The sequence below is a fragment of the Naasia aerilata genome, assembly GCF_030296595.1.
Taxonomy (GTDB): domain Bacteria; phylum Actinomycetota; class Actinomycetes; order Actinomycetales; family Microbacteriaceae; genus Naasia; species Naasia aerilata.
In genome coordinates this window covers 2,017,017-2,034,485 of the sequence record NZ_AP027731.1, presented here as the reverse complement: position 1 = coordinate 2,034,485, position 17,469 = coordinate 2,017,017, and the positions used below count along the sequence as shown (strand labels likewise).

The window sequence follows — 17,469 nt, the reverse complement described above, 5'->3', positions numbered from 1 at the left end:
CTCTACGACGGGCGGCACCGGAGCGCAACGGCCCGACACCAGCGACCTGCCCACTTCTGCGGCAACTCGACGCCCAGTTGCCGCAGAAGTGGGCAGGTCGACGGAAGGGCGGGGCTACTCCGGGCGGGCGACCGTGAGGAGGTCCGGCGAGGTATCCGGCTGGAGGTACTCCGCGACGGCGCGCGGCACGTACGGCGCGACGTCGCCGCCGAGGGCGGCCACCTGGCGCACCAGGGAGCTCGACACGTGGGCGTGCGCCGGGTCGGGCAGCAGGAACACCGTCTCCACGCCGGCCAGGTTGCGGTTCACGATCGCCATCGGCGTCTCGTACGCCACATCCACCTGGGAGCGGATGCCCTTCACGATCACCGAGGCCCCCACGTCCGTGCAGTAGTCCACCAGCAGGCCGACGCTCCAGGACGCGACCCGGATCGTGCCGCCGAAGCCGGCGTCCACGATGCTCTGCTCGAGAAGGCTCACGCGCTGCCCGATCGGCAGCAGGGCGGACTTGTCCGGGTTGTGCACGACGAGCACGTGCAGCTCGTCGAAGAGGGAGGCCGCCCGCTCGATGACGTCGAGGTGTCCCAGCGTGACGGGGTCGAAAGACCCAGGAACAACGGCGATCCTGCGCATGATCCCACCCTATCGGGCCCCCGTTACCGGGGCGTTACACGGCACGGCCTCCGTGAACCGAACGGTCGGTGTGCGGAGGCCGACCCAACGCCCCTCCCCCGCTGGTTGAGGAGCTCGCGCAGCGAGCGTCTTCCGAACCGGCCCCGCCCACCCCGCTGATTGAGGAGCTCGCGCAGCGAGCGTCTCGAAATCAGCTGCGGTGCGCCGAGGCTGAGGCCGAGAGGATGGGCCCTGATTTCGAGACGCGCCTGCGGCGCTCCTCAATCATCGGTGGAGGACTTCACCCACATCGGTTGGAGGGCTTCACCTAGTTCTTCGCGAGGAACTCGCGCGAGGACTCGTCGAGGCGGCGGCTGATCGCCTCCCGGAGTGCGGGATGACCCGCGAGGATCGGGTCCTCCTCCAGCAGCTCGCCTGCGGCGATCCGGGCCTCGCCGATGAGGTCGGCGTCCGCCACCACGCGCAGCAGCCGCAGCGACGACCGGCCGCCCGACTGCGTCGCGCCCAGCACGTCGCCCTCGCGCCGCAGCTCCAGGTCGATCTGGGCGAGCTCGAAGCCGTCGAGCGTCCCCGCGACCGCATCCACGCGCTCGCGCGCCGTCGAGCCCTGCTCCGCGGAGGTCACGAACAGGCACAGTCCCGGCACTCCGCCGCGGCCGACGCGGCCGCGCAGCTGGTGCAGCTGGGAGACGCCGAACCGGTCGGCGTCGAGGACGATCATCGTGGAGGCGTTGGGAACGTCGACGCCCACCTCGATCACCGTGGTCGACACGAGCAGGTCGATCCGTCCGCCGGCGAAGTCCTGCATGACGGCGTCCTTCTCGTCCGCGCTCATGCGCCCGTGCAGGGCCGCGATGCGGCGTCCCGCCAGCGCCTCGACGCCCGCCACGAGCTGCATGGTCGCCTCGACGGATGCGGTGGGGCCCGCGGGCACGTCGTCGGTCTCGGGCGCCTCGCCGTCATCCTCGGCGGGATGCTTCGCGTCGATCGCGGGGCAGACGACGAAGACCTGCCGCCCCTTCTCGATCTCCTCCGCCGCTCGCTGCCAGACCCGGTTGGTCCAGCCGGGGTGGTCCGCCAGCGGCACCACGAAGCTCTCGATGCCGGCGCGGCCCGCCGGCAGCTCGGAGATCGTCGACACGTCGAGGTCGCCGAACACCGTCATCGCGACGGTGCGCGGGATGGGCGTCGCGGTGAGGACGAGGACGTGCGGCGGCGTGCCGCCCTTCGCCCGGAGCGCCTCCCGCTGCTCGACCCCGAAGCGGTGCTGCTCGTCGACCACGACGAGACCGAGGTCGAAGAAGCCGACCTGGTCGCCGAGCAGCGCGTGCGTGCCGACGACGATCGAGGCCTGGCCGCTGACGATGCGGAGGAGGGCGCGCTTCCGCTCGGCGGCGGGCAACTGCCCGGTCAGCAGGGTGGGCATGAGCCGCGCCGAGAGGTCGGGCCCGAGGGTGCGCGCGATCGAGCGGAGGTGCTGAGCGGCGAGCACCTCAGTGGGAGCGAGGAGCGCCGACTGACCACCCGCATCCGCCACCTGGAGCATGGCCCGCAGCGCCACGAGGGTCTTGCCGGAGCCGACCTCGCCCTGCACGAGCCGGTTCATCGGCACCGGCGCCGCGAGGTCGCGGGCGATGTCCTCCCCCACGACCTGCTGGTCCCCGGTGAGCGTGAACGGCAGAGCAGCGTCGAAGCGCTCGAGCAGCCCTCCCGGTGCGGCCGGCCGCGCGGTCGCCGCGACCGCCCGGGCGACGATGCGCTGCTCGAGGAGGGCCGCCTGCAGCACAAACGCCTCCTGCAGGCGCAGCGCATCCCGCGCGGCCTTCCAGTCGCCGTCGCGCTTCGGCCGATGCACGAGCTCGAGTGCGGCACCGAAGTGGATGACGCCGAACCGCTCCCGCAGGTGATCCGGCACCGGATCCTCGATGCGATCCAGCCCGTCGAGGGCGAGGGCGACGCACTTGGCGATCTGCCAGCTCGCGATGGTGCTCGTGGCCGGATAGATCGGGACCGGAGCCTCCGCCCAGGCGTGCGCCGAGGGCCCGGACATCCCCACCTGCTCCTCGTCCGGGAACAGCTCGTAGTCGGGATGCGCGAGCTGGAGGGCGCCCTTGTATCGGCCCACCTTCCCCGCGAAGATCCCGCGCATGCCGGGCTTCAGGTCCTTCGCGCGCCAGCTCTGGTTGAAGAAGGTGAGGGTGACGATGCCCCGGCCGTCCGAGATGGTGACCTCGAGGATCGAGCCGCGGCGCGAGGCCATGCTCCGCTCCTTGACCGTGCGGATCTCCGCCACGATCGTGACCGTCTCGTCGATGGGCAGCTCGTCGAGCGCCGTCAGCTCGCCGCGCTTGGCGTACCGACGCGGGTAGTGGCTGAGGAGATCGCCGACGGTGACCATCCCGAACGCCTTGCCGAACGCGGCGGCGGTGCGTCCGCCGAGCACGTCCCCCAGCTTGCGGTCGAGCGGACTGATCACCCGACGAGGCTACCCGGGAGGACCGACCAACCCGGCGCGCTGGGCGGGTCGCGTGGTCGCCGCATCACTTCGGACTGTCCGCAACCGGAGACCGATGCGGATGGTCCGAAGTGATGCGGACGGCTGGGTGGGCTCAGAGCTCGAAGGGGTAGGCGCCGGCCGTGCGGATCGAGTGCCCGATCTGCTTGGTGCGGCGGTCCGAGTTGATCTCGAGCGCCCGGAGCTGGCGGCCCACCTCGCGCGCCTGTCCCTCGCAGAACTGCACTGCGACGGTGCGCTCGGCCCCCGAGGCCGCCTCGCCGTCGCGCTCGAGGACGGCCGAGAGGCGCCCGACGGTCGCCACCTGGGCGTAGATGCCGGTGGCCGCGTTGGCGAGGCGCTCCTGCAGGAGCTGGCGCTCCTGGACCTTGCGCCCGTGCTTCCGCAGGGCGGTCTCGGTCGCGGCACGCAACCGCGCGGTCTGCTCCGCGATCGCACCGATCTGGGGGCTGAGCGAGGCGTGCGCGCCCTGCAGCCGCTCCGGCCGGAGCCGCATGCCGACGCGCTCGCGCACGTAGGGCGCCAGCACGCCCAGCGCCTTCCCCGGCTCGGAGAGGCGCAGGCTCTTCACATCGGGCAGCCTTTCCGACAGGGCCTTGAGCCCGTTCAGCGCCGTGAAGGCGCGGAGCACGTCGTTGGCGCCCTCGAAGATCGGGAAGATGCGGAAGTCGCGCATCGCCTTCGACAGCCGGTGGTCGTTCATGTAGGCCGTGCCGCCGTGCAGCTGGAACACCCGATTGAGGCCGTACCAGCCGGTGTCGCTCGCGAAGACCTTGGTCATCGCCGACTCCAGCGCGAAGTCGGTGTTCCCCCGGTCCACGAGGCCCGTGGTGAGGTAGCTCATCGACTCCATGCCGTAGGTCTGCGTCTGCAGCCAGGCGATCTTGTCCTCGACCATCTCGAAGTCGATCAGCTCGCGGTCGAACTGCCGCCGGGCGCCGGTGTGCTCGAGCGCCAGGTCGAGGAAGCCCTTCATCCCGCCCGCGATCATCGTGCCCATCGACATCCGGCCGTTGTTGAGGGTGTTCATCGCGATGCGGAAGCCGTCGCCGGGCTCGCCCAGGAGGTTCTCCGCGGGCACCCGGACGTTGTTGAAGCGGATGCGCTGCAGGCGGTTGGCCCGCAGCCCCACGGTGTCGAAGCGCGGGCCCACCTCGAGCCCCTCGCTGCCGCCCTCGACGACGAGCGCGACGTGACCGAGGTCGCTGCGGGCGAAGACGGTGAGCACATCCCGGTCCCCGTTGCCGATCCAGCGCTTCTCGCCGTTGAGGATCCAGCTGCCGTCGCTCTGCCGCTCCGCCCAGGTCTCCAGGTTGTAGGCGTCCGACCCGACGTTGGGCTCGGTGAGCACGAAGGCGGCGAGCTTGCGGCCCGCGGCGAGGTCGGGCAGCCAGCGCTCCTTCTGCTCGTCGGTGCCGAAGAGGTGCAGCGGCTTGGTGCCGATCGACTGGTGCACGCCCATGACGACCGCGAGCGTGCCGTCGACGCGCCCGAACTCCTCCATCACGCGGCAGTAGCCGGACTGGCTGAGCCCCTGCCCGCCGTACTTCGGGTCGACGAAGAGCCCCATCAGGTTGAGGTCGCCCAGGTCGCGGATGGTGTCGTCGCCGACCCAGCGCTCCTTCTCCGCATTCCACGGGTCGTAGCTGGTGGCGAGGTAGTCGCGGGCGGCGGCGACGAGCTTCTGGGTGCGCGCGCGGTCCTCGCCCTGCTGGATCGGGTACGGCAGCACGAGCTCGCTCTCGACGCTGCCGAGGAAGAGCGACTTGGTGAAGGACGGGTGCGAGGCGCGGTCGACGGAGGCCATGCCGCGATTGTGCCGACGGCCGCCCGCACCGCCCGAATCGCTTGTGCCCGACCTACCAAGCAGCCCCGATCGGACGCCGCGCGGACTGTCGGGATGCTCGAAGTAGCCTCGACGCGTGGCACGCATCATCTCGGGCGCCGCGGGCTCGCTCCGGCTCCGCGTCCCCCGCTCCGGCACCCGTCCGACGAGCGACCGCGTCCGGGAGGGCATCTTCTCCTCCCTGGAGTCGGAGGACGCGATCGCCGGCGCCCGCGTGGTCGACCTGTACGCGGGCAGCGGCGCTCTCGGCCTCGAGGCGATGAGCCGGGGAGCACGCTCTGCCGTGCTCGTCGACCGCGCACCCGACTCCTCGATGGTGCTCAAGGCGAATGCGGCGCTGGTCGGGAAGGCCGTCGGCGCACCGGCGGGGGCCATCCGCGCCGTGCGGCAGAGCGTCAGCACGTTCCTCGCCGCCGAGCAGGGGCCCTTCGACCTGGCCTTCCTCGACCCGCCGTACGACCTCTCCGACGAGGAGCTCGCCGGCAACCTCGCCGCGCTCCTGCCGCTGCTGGCGGACGACGCCATCGTGGTGGTCGAGCGCAGCACCCGGTCGCCCGCTCCGCGGTGGCCCGAGGGGCTGACGCTCCTCCGGGAGCGGTCCTACGGCGACACCGCGGTCACGATCGCTGCCCGGTCCTGAGGCCCGGCCGGCTCCGAGCGGATCAGCCGGCCGCGCCGTCCCAGGCGGCGAAGGAGTCCCACCCCGGGACGACGGCGCCCGGGTCGCGACCGTCGAGCGTCACTCCCGTTCCGTCGAGGAGGCGACCCACCGGCCGGAACCCCTCCGGAACCGCGCCGGGCGGGAACGCGGCGAGCAGCCCGTGGTCCTCGCCACCGCCGAGCACGAGAGCCAGGGCTCGGTCGGCGAGCGCCGGCGCCTCCCTGGCGAGGGCGGCCGTCTCGGCCGCGAGCGCGTCGGCGGCGAGGTCGATCCGGACTCCGCTGGCCTCCGCGATCCGGCCGGCGTCGAGCAGGAGGCCGTCGGACACGTCCAGCATCGCGGTGGCGCCCGCCAGGGCGGCCACGCGGCCCGCGGGAATGGGCGGCCGAGGAGTCAGCTGGGCGTCGAGGAGCGCAGCGTGCTCCTGGCGGAGGCCGGGCATCCGGCCGGCGTCCGGGTTGCCCTGGTCGTCGACCGCTCGGCCGAACAGGAGCGCGAGCCCGGCTGCGGCGCGGCCGAGTCCGCCCGCGAGCGCGAGGACGTCGCCCGGGCGTCCTCCGGAGCGCAGCACCGCCTCCCGGCCCTCGAGGTCGCCGAAGACCGTGACGGCGACCGTCAGGGTGGGCGACGCCGAGAGGTCGCCGCCCACGACGCCGACGCCAGGCGCGAGCGCCGCGCAGGCCTCGCGGAAGCCGTCCGCGAGCGCCTCCAGGTCGGCCAGCGGGGTCGGCTTCGGCGCGGCCAGGGCCACGACCAGGGCGGTCGGCACCGCGCCCATCGCCGCGATGTCCGCGAGGTTCGTGGCCGCGGCTTTCCAGCCGAGATCGAAGAAGCTCGACCAGGCCAGCCGGAAGTCGGGGCCGTGCACGAGGAGGTCGGTGGAGATCACGACGCGGCCGTCCGGCGCGGCCACGACGGCGGCGTCGTCGCCGGGGCCCAGGAGTGCGGCGTCCGCATCCGGCAGCCGCGGGAAGATCCGGCGCAGCGCCGCCCTCTCCCCTGCCGAGCCGAGGGTCGGCGCCTCGTCGTCCGTCCCGGCCTGCACTCTCCCACGCTATCCCCCGGGCGTCGGCTCGCTAGCCTCGACGGGTGAGCATCGTGCGCGCCGCCTCCGATCAGAGGAACCGCAGCCGGAGTCCGTCGCGTTCCGTCCGGACCCCTGCGGCAAGCGTCGCAGCGCTGCTGGTCGTCGGCGTCCTCGCCGCGTGCGCGCCGACCGTCTCCCTGACGCCGGCCCCCGCGGCGGCCGACCCTGACTGCGCCGCGATGATGGTGCGCATGCCGGCGACGGTGGCGGGAGCGGCCCGCCGGGATACCGACGCGCAGGCCACGGCGGCGTGGGGCTCCCCGGCGAGCGTGATCCTGCACTGCGGCGTCCCTGTCCCCGGCCCCACGACGGACCGCTGCATCAGCATCGACGACGTGGACTGGGTCGAGGACGGCAGCCGGAGTCCGATCTACACGTACACGACCTACGGGCGGGATCCGGCGACCGAGGTCACGATCGACACGTCCGCGATCTCCGGCTCCGACGCCCTGACCGAGATCACGGGGGCCGTGGGCGTCCTCCCGCCGGACGGCGGCTGCGTAGGCGCGGAGGACGTCGGCTGATCCCGCGAGGTGGCACTAGGTGCTGCCACCTCGGCGAGATGACAGCAACAAGTGCCACCTCGCGGGCCGGGAGGCGGGCAGCGCTGCCGTCACCCCTTGACGGCGCCGCCGAGCCCCGCGCTGCGGAGGAACATCCGCTGGAACACGGCGAACAGCAGGATCGGCACGACGGTCGAGATGGCGAGCGCCGCCAGGTAGACGTCGAGCTCGATCGTCTGCTGGAGCGCCGGGAGCCGCACCGAGAGCGGCTGCACGCGCGGATCGGCGAGCACGAGGAGCGGCCAGAGATAGTCCTTCCAGGCCGCGATGATCGCGAACACCGACACGACGCCGAGGATCGGCTTCGACATCGGCAGCACGATCGACCAGAACAGGCGGAAGGGGCCCGCACCGTCGGTCCGCGCCGCCTCGAACACCTCGCGCGGCAGGTTGTCGAAGAACCGCGTGACGAGCACGACGTTGAACGCGCTCGCGCCGGCCGGCAGCCACACCGCCCAGTAGGTGTTGATCAGCGAGGCGCCGATAAGCGGCGGACGCAGGATCGTCAGATAGAGCGGGACGAGCAGCACCACGGCCGGCACGAACAGGGTGGCCAGCACGGCGCCGTGCAGGAGCCGGGCGTAGCGGGGCCGGAGCACCGAGAGCACGTACCCGCCCGTCGTCGCGACCAGCACCTGTACCACCCAGGATCCTGTCGCGATCGCCACCGTGTTGAAGAACTGGATGTCGAGGTGGATGGTCGTCCACGCCGTCGCGAGGTTCGCCCAGTCGACGCCGTGCGGGAAGAGGGCCATCGGCGTCCGCAGCGTGTCCTGGGTCGGGGTGACCGCCGCTTTCAGCAGCCACAGCAGCGGACCGAGCCCCGCGACGGCGAGCGCCGCCAGCAGCAGCGCGTGCACGACGGCAGTCCCCGCGCGCACGGCCGGCCGCCGGCGATCCGCGACCGACAGGATGCCACGCTCCGCCCCGGCGGACCCTCGCGTCCTGCGGCGGCGGACCGGCCGAGCGGGAGCGGCGGAAACGGAGGCGGGAGCGGCGAGCGCCTCGGATGTCAGCTCGGTGGACGCGGTCACTCGGTGCTCCATCTCTTGGTCGCGCGCAGGTAGAGCAGGGACAGCAGGGCGAGCACGATGGCGAGCAGCACGCTCAGCGCGGTCGCCGCCCCGTAGTCGCCGCCGAGGCTGTTCTGGAAGGCGTACTTGTAGATGAGCAGCAGGATCGTCATCGTCGAGCCGGCCGGCCCGCCGCCGGTGAAGAGGAACGGCTCGAGGAACACCTGCGCCGTCCCGAGCACCTGGAGGATGAGGGTCACGAGCAGCACCCCGCGCAGCTGCGGCAGGGTGACGTGCCAGATCTTGTGCCAGATGCCCGCCCCGTCGATCTCCGCGGCGTCGTAGAGGTCGGGAGCGACGCTCGTGAGGGCGGCGAGGTAGATGATCACCGTTCCGCCGGCCGCGGCCCAGGTCGCCTCGAGCACGAGCGAGGGCATCGCCGTCGCTGCGGTCTGCAGCCAGGGCTGCGGCGGGATGCCCGCCCAGCCGAGGATCGTGTTGAAGACGCCGGTCGGCGAGGCGTCGTAGAAGAACTTCCAGAGCAGCACCGCCACGACGGGCGGCACGACCACCGGCAGGTAGGCGAGGGCGCTGAAGAGCCCCCGGCCTCGGCGCACCTCGCTCATCAGCACGGCCGCCACGAGCGGGATGGGATAGCCGAACACGAGCGCGAGCAGGGCGAACCAGCCGGTGTTCAGCACGGCGGTGCCGAGCTGAGGGTCGGAAAGGACCTTCGCGAAGTTGTCCAGCCCGACGAAGGTGGCGGGGGTCACGAGGTTGGTCTTCTGCAGGCTCATCACGAGGGCCTCGACGATCGGCTTCCAGGAGAAGATGCCGAAGACGAAGAGCAGCGGCAGCAGGAAGACGAGCGTGCTGAGCCCGCCGCCGCGCGCCCAGGTGAGGGGCGTGCGCGGTGCGGACGGTCGGGATCGCTCGAGTGCAGTCATGTGGTCCTCCCAGGGGAAGCCGGGACGGGCTGCACGCCCGTCCCGGCCGGTGTGGAGCTCAGTCGGCGTCGATGAGGGCCTGGACGTCGGTGTTCACCTTTGCCAGGAGCGCGTCGATGTCCGCGTTCTGATCCGTGAGGACGGCCTGCACGACGACGTCGAGAGCGGCGTACAGCTCCTGCGTGTGTGCCGGCGGCTCGCCGACGATGGTCCGGCCCTGGTTGCCCTCGGCGAAGAAGGCGACCTGGTCCTGCGGCACGTTGATGTAGTCGGCGATCCAGCCGCGCGACGTGTCGAGCGTCGCCTGGTCGAAGATCGGCAGGCTCGGCGTTCCGACCGCCTGGTCCGAGTCGGCGAGGATCTTGGCGTCGGCGACCGCGGCGTCCTCGTCGACGAGCTTGGACACGTCGTAGAAGTCGATCCACTTCACGGCGGCCGCCTTGACGGCGTCGCTGGCCTTCACGTTGACGACGTTGAGAGTGCCGCCGCCCATCACCGCGGCATCCGGGTCCTCGGTGATCGGGATGGCCGCGAGGCCGTATGCGTCGGGATCCAGGTTGTTCTCCCGGGTGAGGGAGGTGAAGAGGTCGGAGCCGCCGGTGTACATGCCGATCTGTCCGGCCGCGAACGCCTGGTTGATGCCGCCCCAGTCGAAGAGGAAGTTGCTGCCCATCGAGTTGTCGGTCCACCGGAGATCCTTGAGGAACTGGAGCGCCTCCCTGGTGGCGTCGTTGTCCGCGGTCACCGTCCAGGAGTCGCCGTCCTGCTCCTCCATGCGACCGCCGCGGGCCACGGTCGCGGCCGTGAGCTGCCATCCGCCGGTGTTGCCCTGCGTCATCTGCATGTAGCCGGCCTGGCCGGTCTTCTCGGCGATGGTCTTCGCGTACTCCCGGACCTCGTCCCACGTGGTCGGCGGCTGGTCCGGGTCGAGGCCGGCCTCCTCGAAGAGCGCCCGGTTGTACTCGAGCCCCATGCCGTAGGCCTCGCGCGGGATGCCGTAGATCTTCCCTCCGTCCCCTTGGACCGCCTCGAAGACGCTGGGGTTGAACTTGTCGTAGTACGGAAGCGCCTGAACCTCCGCGGTGATGTCGGCCAGCTGTCCGTTGGCGATGAGCGTCTTGGCGTCGGTGAGCGGGATGCGGTAGACGTCCGGCAGCGTGCCGCCGGCGAGCTGGGTCGTGAACGTCTCGGCCGTCCACTCGTACTCGACGCCCTCGACGTCGATGTCCGGGTTGGCCTTCTCGAACTCGGCGACCCGGGCGTCGAAGGCGTCGAACGCCGCCTGCTCGGTTCCGGGGATGAGGCTCGCGACGGTGAGCTTCGTCTTCCCGCTGTCGCCGGCGGGAGCGCACGCGCTCAGCAGCCCGACGGATGCGAGGCCGACCACCGCCAGTGCGGTGGCCCTTCTCGGTGACTTCATTGTCTGTGCCTTTCTGTGGGTGAAGGGGCGCGGGCCCGCGGCCCGCATCTCCCGGCGGTCAGGGTGCGGTGCTGAGCCACGCCGTGGAGTCGGGGGCCAGCCGCCCGCCCTCGAGCGGGGAGCTGGCGAGCAGGAGGGTGCCGTCCGGCAGCGGGGCGGCCTCGGCGCCGAGGTTGACGACGCACACGAGGCCGCCGCGGCGGAACGCGAGGACGTCGGCGGGCGCGTCGAGCCAGGCGAAGTCCGCACTGCCGAGGCGTTCGGCCCGAAGAGCCAGGGCCGCCCGGTACAGGTTGAGCGTCGAGTCGGGGTCGGCGTCCTGGGCGGCGACGGACAGCTCCGCCCAGTCCTCCGGCTGCGGGAGCCACGGCAGCGCCCCGGCGGGCCCGAAGCCGAACGAGCTGCCCTCCGGCGTCCAGGGCAGGGGCACGCGGCAGCCGTCCCGGCCGGGGTCCACCCCTCCCGACCGGAAGTGCATCGGGTCCTCGATGAGCTCGACGGGCACGTCGACCTCGGGCAGGCCGAGCTCGTCGCCCTGGTAGACGTAGAGCGCGCCGGGCAGGGCGGCGGTGAGCAGTGCGGCGGCGCGCGCCCGGCGGCGGCCGAGTGCGAGGTCGGTCGGCACTCCGAAGCGCTTGTCGGCGAACGCGAACGACGAGACCGCGCGCCCGTAGCGGGTGACGGGGCGGGTCACGTCATGGTTCGACAGGACCCAGGTCGAGGGTGCGCCGACCGGCGCATGAGCTCTGAGGGTCGAGTCGATGGAGGCGCGGAGCTCCTCCGCCTGCCAGGGCCGTGCGAGGAAGTCGAAGTTGAACGCGGTGTGCAGCTCGTCCGGCCGGAGGTACTTGGCGAAGCGGTCGATGTCGGGCAGCCAGAGCTCGCCCACCAGGATCCGTGCGCCGGGATAGGAGTCGGCGACCGCCCGCCAGGCGCGATAGATGTCGTGCAGCTCGTCCCTGTCCGTGTGCGGGTGCTGCCCGGGCGCCGAGCTCTCCGGCACCTCGGGCAGGGACGGATCCTTGACGAGGAGGGCGGCGGAGTCGATGCGCACCCCGGCGACCCCCGGTCGAACCAGAACCGCAGGATGTCCTCGTGCTCGCGGCGCACGTCCGGATGGTTCCAGTTGAGGTCCGGCTGCTCGGGCGCGAAGAGGTGCAGATACCAGGCCCCCGGCTGCCCGTCGCGCTCGGTCACGCGCGTCCAGGTGCCGCCGGAGAAGTGCGAGACCCAGTCCGTGGGCGGCAGCTCGCCCGCCTCTCCTCGACCCGGGCGGAACCAGAAGCGGTCGCGCTCCGGCGATCCGGGACCCGCGGCAAGGGCCGCCTGGAACCACGGGTGCTGATCAGACACATGGTTCGGGACGACGTCGATAATCGTGCGGATGCCGAGCTCGAGCGCCTCGGCGATGAGCGCCTCCGCGTCGGCCAGCGTGCCGAACGCCGGGTGGATCGCCCGGTAGTCGGCGACGTCGTAGCCGCCGTCCACCAGCGGCGACGGATACCAGGGGTTGAACCAGAGCGCGTCGACGCCGAGCGACTTCAGGTAGCCGAGCCGGGACCGGACGCCGGCGAGGTCTCCGATCCCGTCCCCGTTCCGGTCGGCGAAGCTGCGCACGTACACCTGGTAGATGACCGCGGACCGCCACCAGTCGTCACGCGCATCACGAGCAGGAGTGCGGGGCACCACCTCATCGAGGAGGGAGGAGTTCACGGCGGGGCTCTCTCATTCGCGTTGCGTGCGGCCGGGTCCGACCGTGCCGCCGAACGTACTGAGTACGACAAAATGACGCAAGAACTAAACATTTCGCAAGCTACTTGCTGACGTTTGCGGCGCATTGCAGGCACCCTGGCCGCTGATCGAGGAGTGCCGCAGGAGCGCGTCTCGAAATCAAACCCGTGCGGAGGCGCACGCCGGTGCGCACCGTCGGTTTCGAGACGCTCGCTGCGCGAGCTCCTCGATCAGTGGGTGGGGTCAGGCGCGGCGCCGCTGCGGGAGCGGTCCCGCTCAGCCGGCGACGCGGGCCGTCGACGCCCGGACCACGAGCTCTGGCTCGAAGAGGAACTCCTCGAAGGACGCGGAGTCGCCCGAGATCTGCCGCAGCAGCAGCTCGATCACCATGCGGGCCATGGGCTCGATCGGCTGGCGGATGGTCGTGAGCGCCGGATCCGTGGAGTTCATCAGAGCCGAGTCGTCGTAGCCGACCACCGAGACGTCGCCGGGGACCGTCTTGCCAGCCCTCCGCACCGCACGGATGGCACCGAGGGCGAGCGGGTCGCTCGCGCACACGATGGCCGTCGCCCCGGCACCGAGCAGCCGCATGGCGGCGGCCTGGCCCGCTTCGAGCGAGTAGAGGGAGTGCGCGACGAGCGCCGGGTCGACTGCTCCGCCCGCGATGCGCTCGGCCGCGCGGAGCTTGCGCAGGGACGGGACGTGGTCGCGCGGGCCGAGGAGCAAGCCGACCCGCTCGTGGCCGAGCTGCCGCAGGTGAAGCAGTGCCTGCTCCGCAGCGGCGTCGTCGTCGCAGGACACGGTCGCGAAGGCGAGCTCGGGCACCGGCGCGTTGACGAGGACCGTCGGGAGACGCAGATCTGCGAGACGAGCGAAGTGCTCGTGGGAGGCGTCCAGCTGGTTGTAGCTCCCGCCGACGAAGACGACGCCGGACACCTGCTGCGTCAGCAGCAGATCGACGTAATCGGCCTCCGAGATGCCGCCGGCGGTGTGCGTGCAGAGGACGGGGGTGTATCCGTTCTGTGCGAGCCCGCCGCCGATCGCCTGCGCGAACGCGGGGAAGATGGGGTTCTGCAGCTCAGGCATCACGAGGCCGACGAGGCGGGCCCGCTCGCCGCGCAGCTTGCTGGGGCGCTCGTAGCCGAGGACGTCGAGAGCGGTGAGCACCGCCTGGCGGGTGGCCGCCGAGACCCCCGGCTTCTCGTTGAGCACTCGGCTGACCGTCGCCTCGCTGACGCCCACCTTGCGGGCGACCTCCGCCAGTCGTCTCGACATGACGCATATCGTTGCAAGAAGTTGCGAGTCTGCGCAAGAAGTCGCGGCACTCTCCGTCCCTGCAGGCGGTTAGCCGGGCCGATCCGGGCATTCCGGGCCGCCGCTTCGGCCCCGGAATGCCCGATCCGGCCCGATTCGAGCCGGGGCGAACTAGATCGCCGTGCCCAAGAGGGCGCCGATCCCGAACGTCACCGCCATCGCGAGCGCGCCGCCGACCACGACGCGGATCGTCGCGCGCAGCTTGCGGGCGCCGCCGAGCACGGCACCCGTCGCCCCGGTGAGCGCGAGCGCGAGCAGCACGACGACGAAGGTGACGGGCACCCGCATGTCCTCGGGCGGCAGGAGGATCGCGAGCAGCGGCAGCACCGACCCGATGCTGAAGGCGATGGCGGACGCGATGGCCGCGTGCCAGGGCGAGGTCAGCTCGTCCGGTCGCAGCCCGAGCTCGGCGTCCGCGTGGGCGGCGAAGGCGTCGTGCGCGGTCAGCTCGCGAGCCACCTGCTCGGCGGTGGCGCGGGTGAGTCCCTTGGCCTGGTAGATGGCCGTCAGCTCCTCGAGCTCCTCCTCGGGGAAGTCGGCCAGCTCCCGGCGCTCCTTCTCGAGCAGCGACCGCTCGGAGTCGCGCTGGCTGCTCACCGAGACGTACTCCCCCAGCGCCATGGAAACGGCTCCCGCAAGGAGGCCGGCGACGCCCGCCGTGAGGATCGGTCCGGTCGCGGTCGTCGCTCCCGCCACGCCTACGACGAGGCCGGCCGTCGAGACGATGCCGTCGTTCGCGCCGAGGACGCCCGCCCGGAGCCAGTTGAGCCGGGCGCCCCCGCCGTTGCCGTGCGGCTCACCCGGATGGGCGACCGCCTGGCCGGTCATGCCTCGAGGGCCAGCGCGATGAGCTCGTCGATCAGCGCCGGATAGCTGAGCCCGGAGGCGAGCCAGCACTTGGGGAACATCGAGATGGGAGTGAAGCCGGGCATCGTGTTGACCTCGTTCACGACGAAGCCCGTCTCGGTGAGGAACACGTCGACCCGGGCGAGGCCGGCTCCGCCGATCGCCTCGAAGGCCCGGACGGCGATGCGCTGCAGCTCGGCCAGCTCCCCGTCGCGCAGATCCGCGGGGCACACGAGCTCGACCCCGGGAGCGTCGAGGTACTTGGCGTCGAAGTCGTAGAAGTCGCGGCCGGTCACGACGATCTCGCCGGCCACGGAGGCGCGGGGCGGCCCCCGGCTCGGCCGCCGAGCACGGCGCACTCCACTTCGCGGCCCGCGATGCCCCGCTCCACGAGCACCTTGTCGTCCTCGGCGAAGGCGGTCGCCAGGGCGGCCTCCACTCCGGCCTCCTCGGTCAGGCGGCTGACGCCGACCGACGAGCCGGCGCGCGCGGGCTTCACGAACTGCGGATAGCCGAGGGCGCGCATGCGCCTTCCCCACAGCTCGGGATCCGCCGCCCACTCGCGCTGCGTGACCGTCACCCACGGCGCGACCGGGATGCCGGCCGCCTCGAGCACGGTCTTCGTGAAGTGCTTGTCCATGCCGAGAGCGGAGGCGAGCACGCCGTTGCCGACGTAGGGCAGCCCGACGAGCTCGAGCATGCCCTGCACCGTGCCGTCCTCGCCGTAGGGGCCGTGCAGGATCGGGAAGACGAGGTCGATGTCGCCGAGCGAGCGCTCCGTGTCGCCCTCGCGCACGAGGAGCTTGCGGCTGCGGCTGCTCTCCGGCCAGCGGATGCGCGTGCCGTTGTCGTCGACCTCGGGCAGCGCATCCGCGTCCAGCGCGAATCGGGCCGGGTCGTCGCTCTCGAGCACATAGGCGCCGTCGCGCGTGATGCCGACCGGGATCACCTCGTACCGCTCGCGGTCGATGGCGCCGAGGACGCCTCCGGCGGTCGCGCAGCTGATCGAGTGCTCGCTCGAGCGCCCGCCGAACAGCAGGGCGATGCGCAGGCGGTGGGTCGTTGTGGCCATGGCGCCTACTCTCCCTGGGGAAGGTCGTCGGTGGTCAGGTGCGGGGCGAGGTCCTGGGGCGCCAGCGTGCCGTCGAGCACCTGCCCCACCTGCTCCACGATGGGCATGAGCACGCCCCGCGCCCGCGCGAGCTCGAGCACAGGCGCGACGGAGGAGAGCCCCTCGGCGGTCTGCTGCATCGAGGCGACGACCTCCGCGAGGCCGTAGCCCTGGCCGAGCAGCCGGCCGGCACGGTTGTTGCGGGACAGGGGCGACTCGCTCGTCGCGATGAGGTCCCCGAGGCCTGCGAGACCGGACATCGTCTCCGGCTGTGCGCCGTAGGCGGCCGCGAAGGCCGACATCTCGGCGAGGCCGCGCGTGAGGATCGACGCCTTCGTGTTCTCGCCGTAGCCGACCCCGTCGACGATGCCGATGGCGAGGGCGATGAGGTTCTTGAGGACGCCGCCGAACTCGGTGCCGATCACGTCGGTGTTGACGAACGACCGGAAGTAGCGGTTGGTGGCCGTCGCGGCGATCGTCTGGGCGGTGAGCAGGTCCTCGGAGGCGACGACCGCGGCCGTCGGCATCTCCTTGGCGATCTCGAGTGCGAGGTTGGGCCCGGAGGCCACCGCGATGCGGCTCCCGCCGATTCCGAGCTCCTGCGCGAGGACCTCGCTCATCCGATTGCCGGTGCCGAGCTCGACCCCCTTCATGAGGCTGATGACGACCGCGTGCCGGTCCAGGTAGGGAGCGACGTCGCGCAGGTTCGACCGGAGGGTCTGGCTCGGCACGGAGATGTACACCTGCTCCGCCCCGTCCAGCACAGCGGCGAGTCGGCTGTCGGCCTGCAGAGTGCGCGGCAGGTTGATGCCGGGCAGGTAGTCGCTGTTGCGCTTGCCCATAGAGATCTCGGCAGCGAGCTCGGGACGGCGGGCCCAGATGGTGACGGCCGAGCCGCCGTCGGCCAGGACCTTCGCGAAGGTGGTGCCCCAGCTTCCCGCACCCAACACGGCGACGTGCGGTCCGGGCACCGGCGGGGCGTCGTGCGAGCTCGCGGACGCCGCGGCCGCCGAGGCGGATCCGGGTGTCGCGTCAGTCAAAGCGGCCCGTCTCCGTCTGTCCCTGCTTCTTAGGATCCCACCGCTCGACCGGCGCCCGCTCACCGCGAAGGTCCTCGAGGAGCCGGGTGATCGCGGCCATGATCGCCTCGGTGGCCTCCGCCAGGGTTGCGGCGTCGAGCGGCCGGCCGGCCAGGTGGGACAGGTCGACGGGGTCGCCGAACTTGACGGCGATCCGCGCCGGAGGGAACAGGCGGGGCTTCTTGCCGTAGCGGGGAAGCAGGTCCTGGGCACCCCAGTGTGCGGCGGGGATCACCGGAACGCCGGACTCGAGGGCGAGCCGCGCGGCACCGCTCTTGCCTCGCATCGGCCACATGGCGGGCTCCCGGGTCAGCGAGCCCTCCGGGTAGACGATGACCGGACGCCCCTCCTCGACGAGCTTGCCGGCCGCGGCGAGGGTCACGCCTCCTCGAGCCGACCCGCCGCGTTCGACGGGGATCTGGCCCGTGGCCCGGAGGACGGCGCCGACCACGGGGACCTTGAACAGGGACGCCTTGGTGAGGAACCGCGGCGCGCGGCCCAGGCGCCAGAGGACGTAGCCCATCACAATGGGATCGACCTCGGTGTAGTGGTTGGGGGCCAGGACGAACGCGCCGGTCTCGGGGACCTTGTCCTCGTCGAGAAGGCGGATCCGGGTCACGAGCCGGAGCGGCGGGACCACCAGGCTGGCGACGGGCCAGAACGCCGAGGGGGTCGTCTTCTCCGGCTTCCGTCGCACCGGACC

The 17,469-nt window shown here is 72.0% G+C and carries 13 protein-coding genes and 2 pseudogenes; 2 read left to right on the top strand and 13 right to left on the bottom strand.

The window, feature by feature from the left end; translation table 11 throughout:
* Window positions 1-114: 114 nt before the first annotated feature.
* The 3 genes from coaD to QUE51_RS10650 all read right to left on the bottom strand — a co-directional run bounded on the left by coaD (window position 115) and on the right by QUE51_RS10650 (window position 4,955).
* Window positions 115-633, bottom strand: coding sequence for a pantetheine-phosphate adenylyltransferase (gene coaD, locus QUE51_RS10660; protein WP_286276389.1), 519 nt, complete (start codon window positions 631-633; stop codon window positions 115-117).
* Between the two features lie 307 nt (window positions 634-940).
* On the bottom strand, window positions 941-3,109 hold the full coding sequence (locus QUE51_RS10655) for an ATP-dependent DNA helicase RecG (protein ID WP_286276388.1): 2,169 nt from the start codon (window positions 3,107-3,109) through the stop codon (window positions 941-943).
* Window positions 3,110-3,242: 133 nt separating this feature from the next.
* The gene (locus tag QUE51_RS10650) at window positions 3,243-4,955 is read right to left on the bottom strand and encodes an acyl-CoA dehydrogenase family protein (protein WP_286276387.1); all 1,713 of its coding nucleotides are present in this window, start codon (window positions 4,953-4,955) and stop codon (window positions 3,243-3,245) included.
* Window positions 4,956-5,070: 115 nt separating this feature from the next.
* Between QUE51_RS10650 and rsmD the strand changes: the two genes are divergently transcribed.
* Window positions 5,071-5,634, top strand: coding sequence for a 16S rRNA (guanine(966)-N(2))-methyltransferase RsmD (gene rsmD, locus QUE51_RS10645; protein WP_286276386.1), 564 nt, complete (start codon window positions 5,071-5,073; stop codon window positions 5,632-5,634).
* Window positions 5,635-5,656: 22 nt separating this feature from the next.
* Here the strand turns inward: rsmD and QUE51_RS10640 are convergent, their stop codons facing one another.
* On the bottom strand, window positions 5,657-6,700 hold the full coding sequence (locus tag QUE51_RS10640) for a thiamine-phosphate kinase (RefSeq protein WP_286276385.1): 1,044 nt from the start codon (window positions 6,698-6,700) through the stop codon (window positions 5,657-5,659).
* A gap of 44 nt (window positions 6,701-6,744) precedes the next feature.
* On the opposite strand from QUE51_RS10640, the gene QUE51_RS10635 reads away from it, so the two are divergent.
* Window positions 6,745-7,266, top strand: a complete 522-nt coding sequence (locus QUE51_RS10635) for a DUF3515 family protein (RefSeq protein ID WP_286276384.1) — start codon at window positions 6,745-6,747, stop codon at window positions 7,264-7,266.
* A gap of 89 nt (window positions 7,267-7,355) precedes the next feature.
* Here the strand turns inward: QUE51_RS10635 and QUE51_RS10630 are convergent, their stop codons facing one another.
* The 9 genes and pseudogenes from QUE51_RS10630 to QUE51_RS10590 form a co-directional block, all read right to left on the bottom strand.
* A complete protein-coding gene (locus tag QUE51_RS10630; protein ID WP_286276383.1) occupies window positions 7,356-8,339 on the bottom strand; it encodes a carbohydrate ABC transporter permease in 984 nt (327 codons plus the stop codon).
* Window positions 8,336-9,265, bottom strand: a complete 930-nt coding sequence (locus QUE51_RS10625; RefSeq protein WP_286276382.1) for a carbohydrate ABC transporter permease — start codon at window positions 9,263-9,265, stop codon at window positions 8,336-8,338. The genes QUE51_RS10630 and QUE51_RS10625 overlap by 4 nt, the downstream gene beginning before the upstream one ends.
* 58 nt (window positions 9,266-9,323) lie before the next feature.
* Window positions 9,324-10,685, bottom strand: a complete 1,362-nt coding sequence (locus QUE51_RS10620; RefSeq protein ID WP_286276381.1) for an ABC transporter substrate-binding protein — start codon at window positions 10,683-10,685, stop codon at window positions 9,324-9,326.
* Between the two features lie 58 nt (window positions 10,686-10,743).
* Window positions 10,744-12,374, bottom strand: a pseudogene (locus QUE51_RS10615) (glycoside hydrolase family 13 protein).
* A 318-nt stretch (window positions 12,375-12,692) separates the two neighbouring features.
* Window positions 12,693-13,691: a LacI family DNA-binding transcriptional regulator gene (locus QUE51_RS10610; protein ID WP_286276380.1), complete on the bottom strand. Its 999-nt coding sequence runs from the start codon at window positions 13,689-13,691 to the stop codon at window positions 12,693-12,695.
* Window positions 13,692-13,841: 150 nt separating this feature from the next.
* On the bottom strand, window positions 13,842-14,558 hold the full coding sequence (locus tag QUE51_RS10605; RefSeq protein WP_286276379.1) for a VIT1/CCC1 transporter family protein: 717 nt from the start codon (window positions 14,556-14,558) through the stop codon (window positions 13,842-13,844).
* Window positions 14,555-15,648: pseudogene (locus QUE51_RS10600) on the bottom strand (D-alanine--D-alanine ligase family protein). Before QUE51_RS10600 ends, QUE51_RS10605 begins: the two are co-directional and overlap by 4 nt.
* A 5-nt stretch (window positions 15,649-15,653) precedes the next feature.
* The gene (locus QUE51_RS10595) at window positions 15,654-16,727 is read right to left on the bottom strand and encodes an NAD(P)H-dependent glycerol-3-phosphate dehydrogenase (protein WP_350226642.1); all 1,074 of its coding nucleotides are present in this window, start codon (window positions 16,725-16,727) and stop codon (window positions 15,654-15,656) included.
* On the bottom strand, window positions 16,720-17,463 hold the full coding sequence (locus QUE51_RS10590; protein ID WP_286276378.1) for a lysophospholipid acyltransferase family protein: 744 nt from the start codon (window positions 17,461-17,463) through the stop codon (window positions 16,720-16,722). The genes QUE51_RS10595 and QUE51_RS10590 overlap by 8 nt, the downstream gene beginning before the upstream one ends.
* Window positions 17,464-17,469 lie beyond the last annotated feature (6 nt).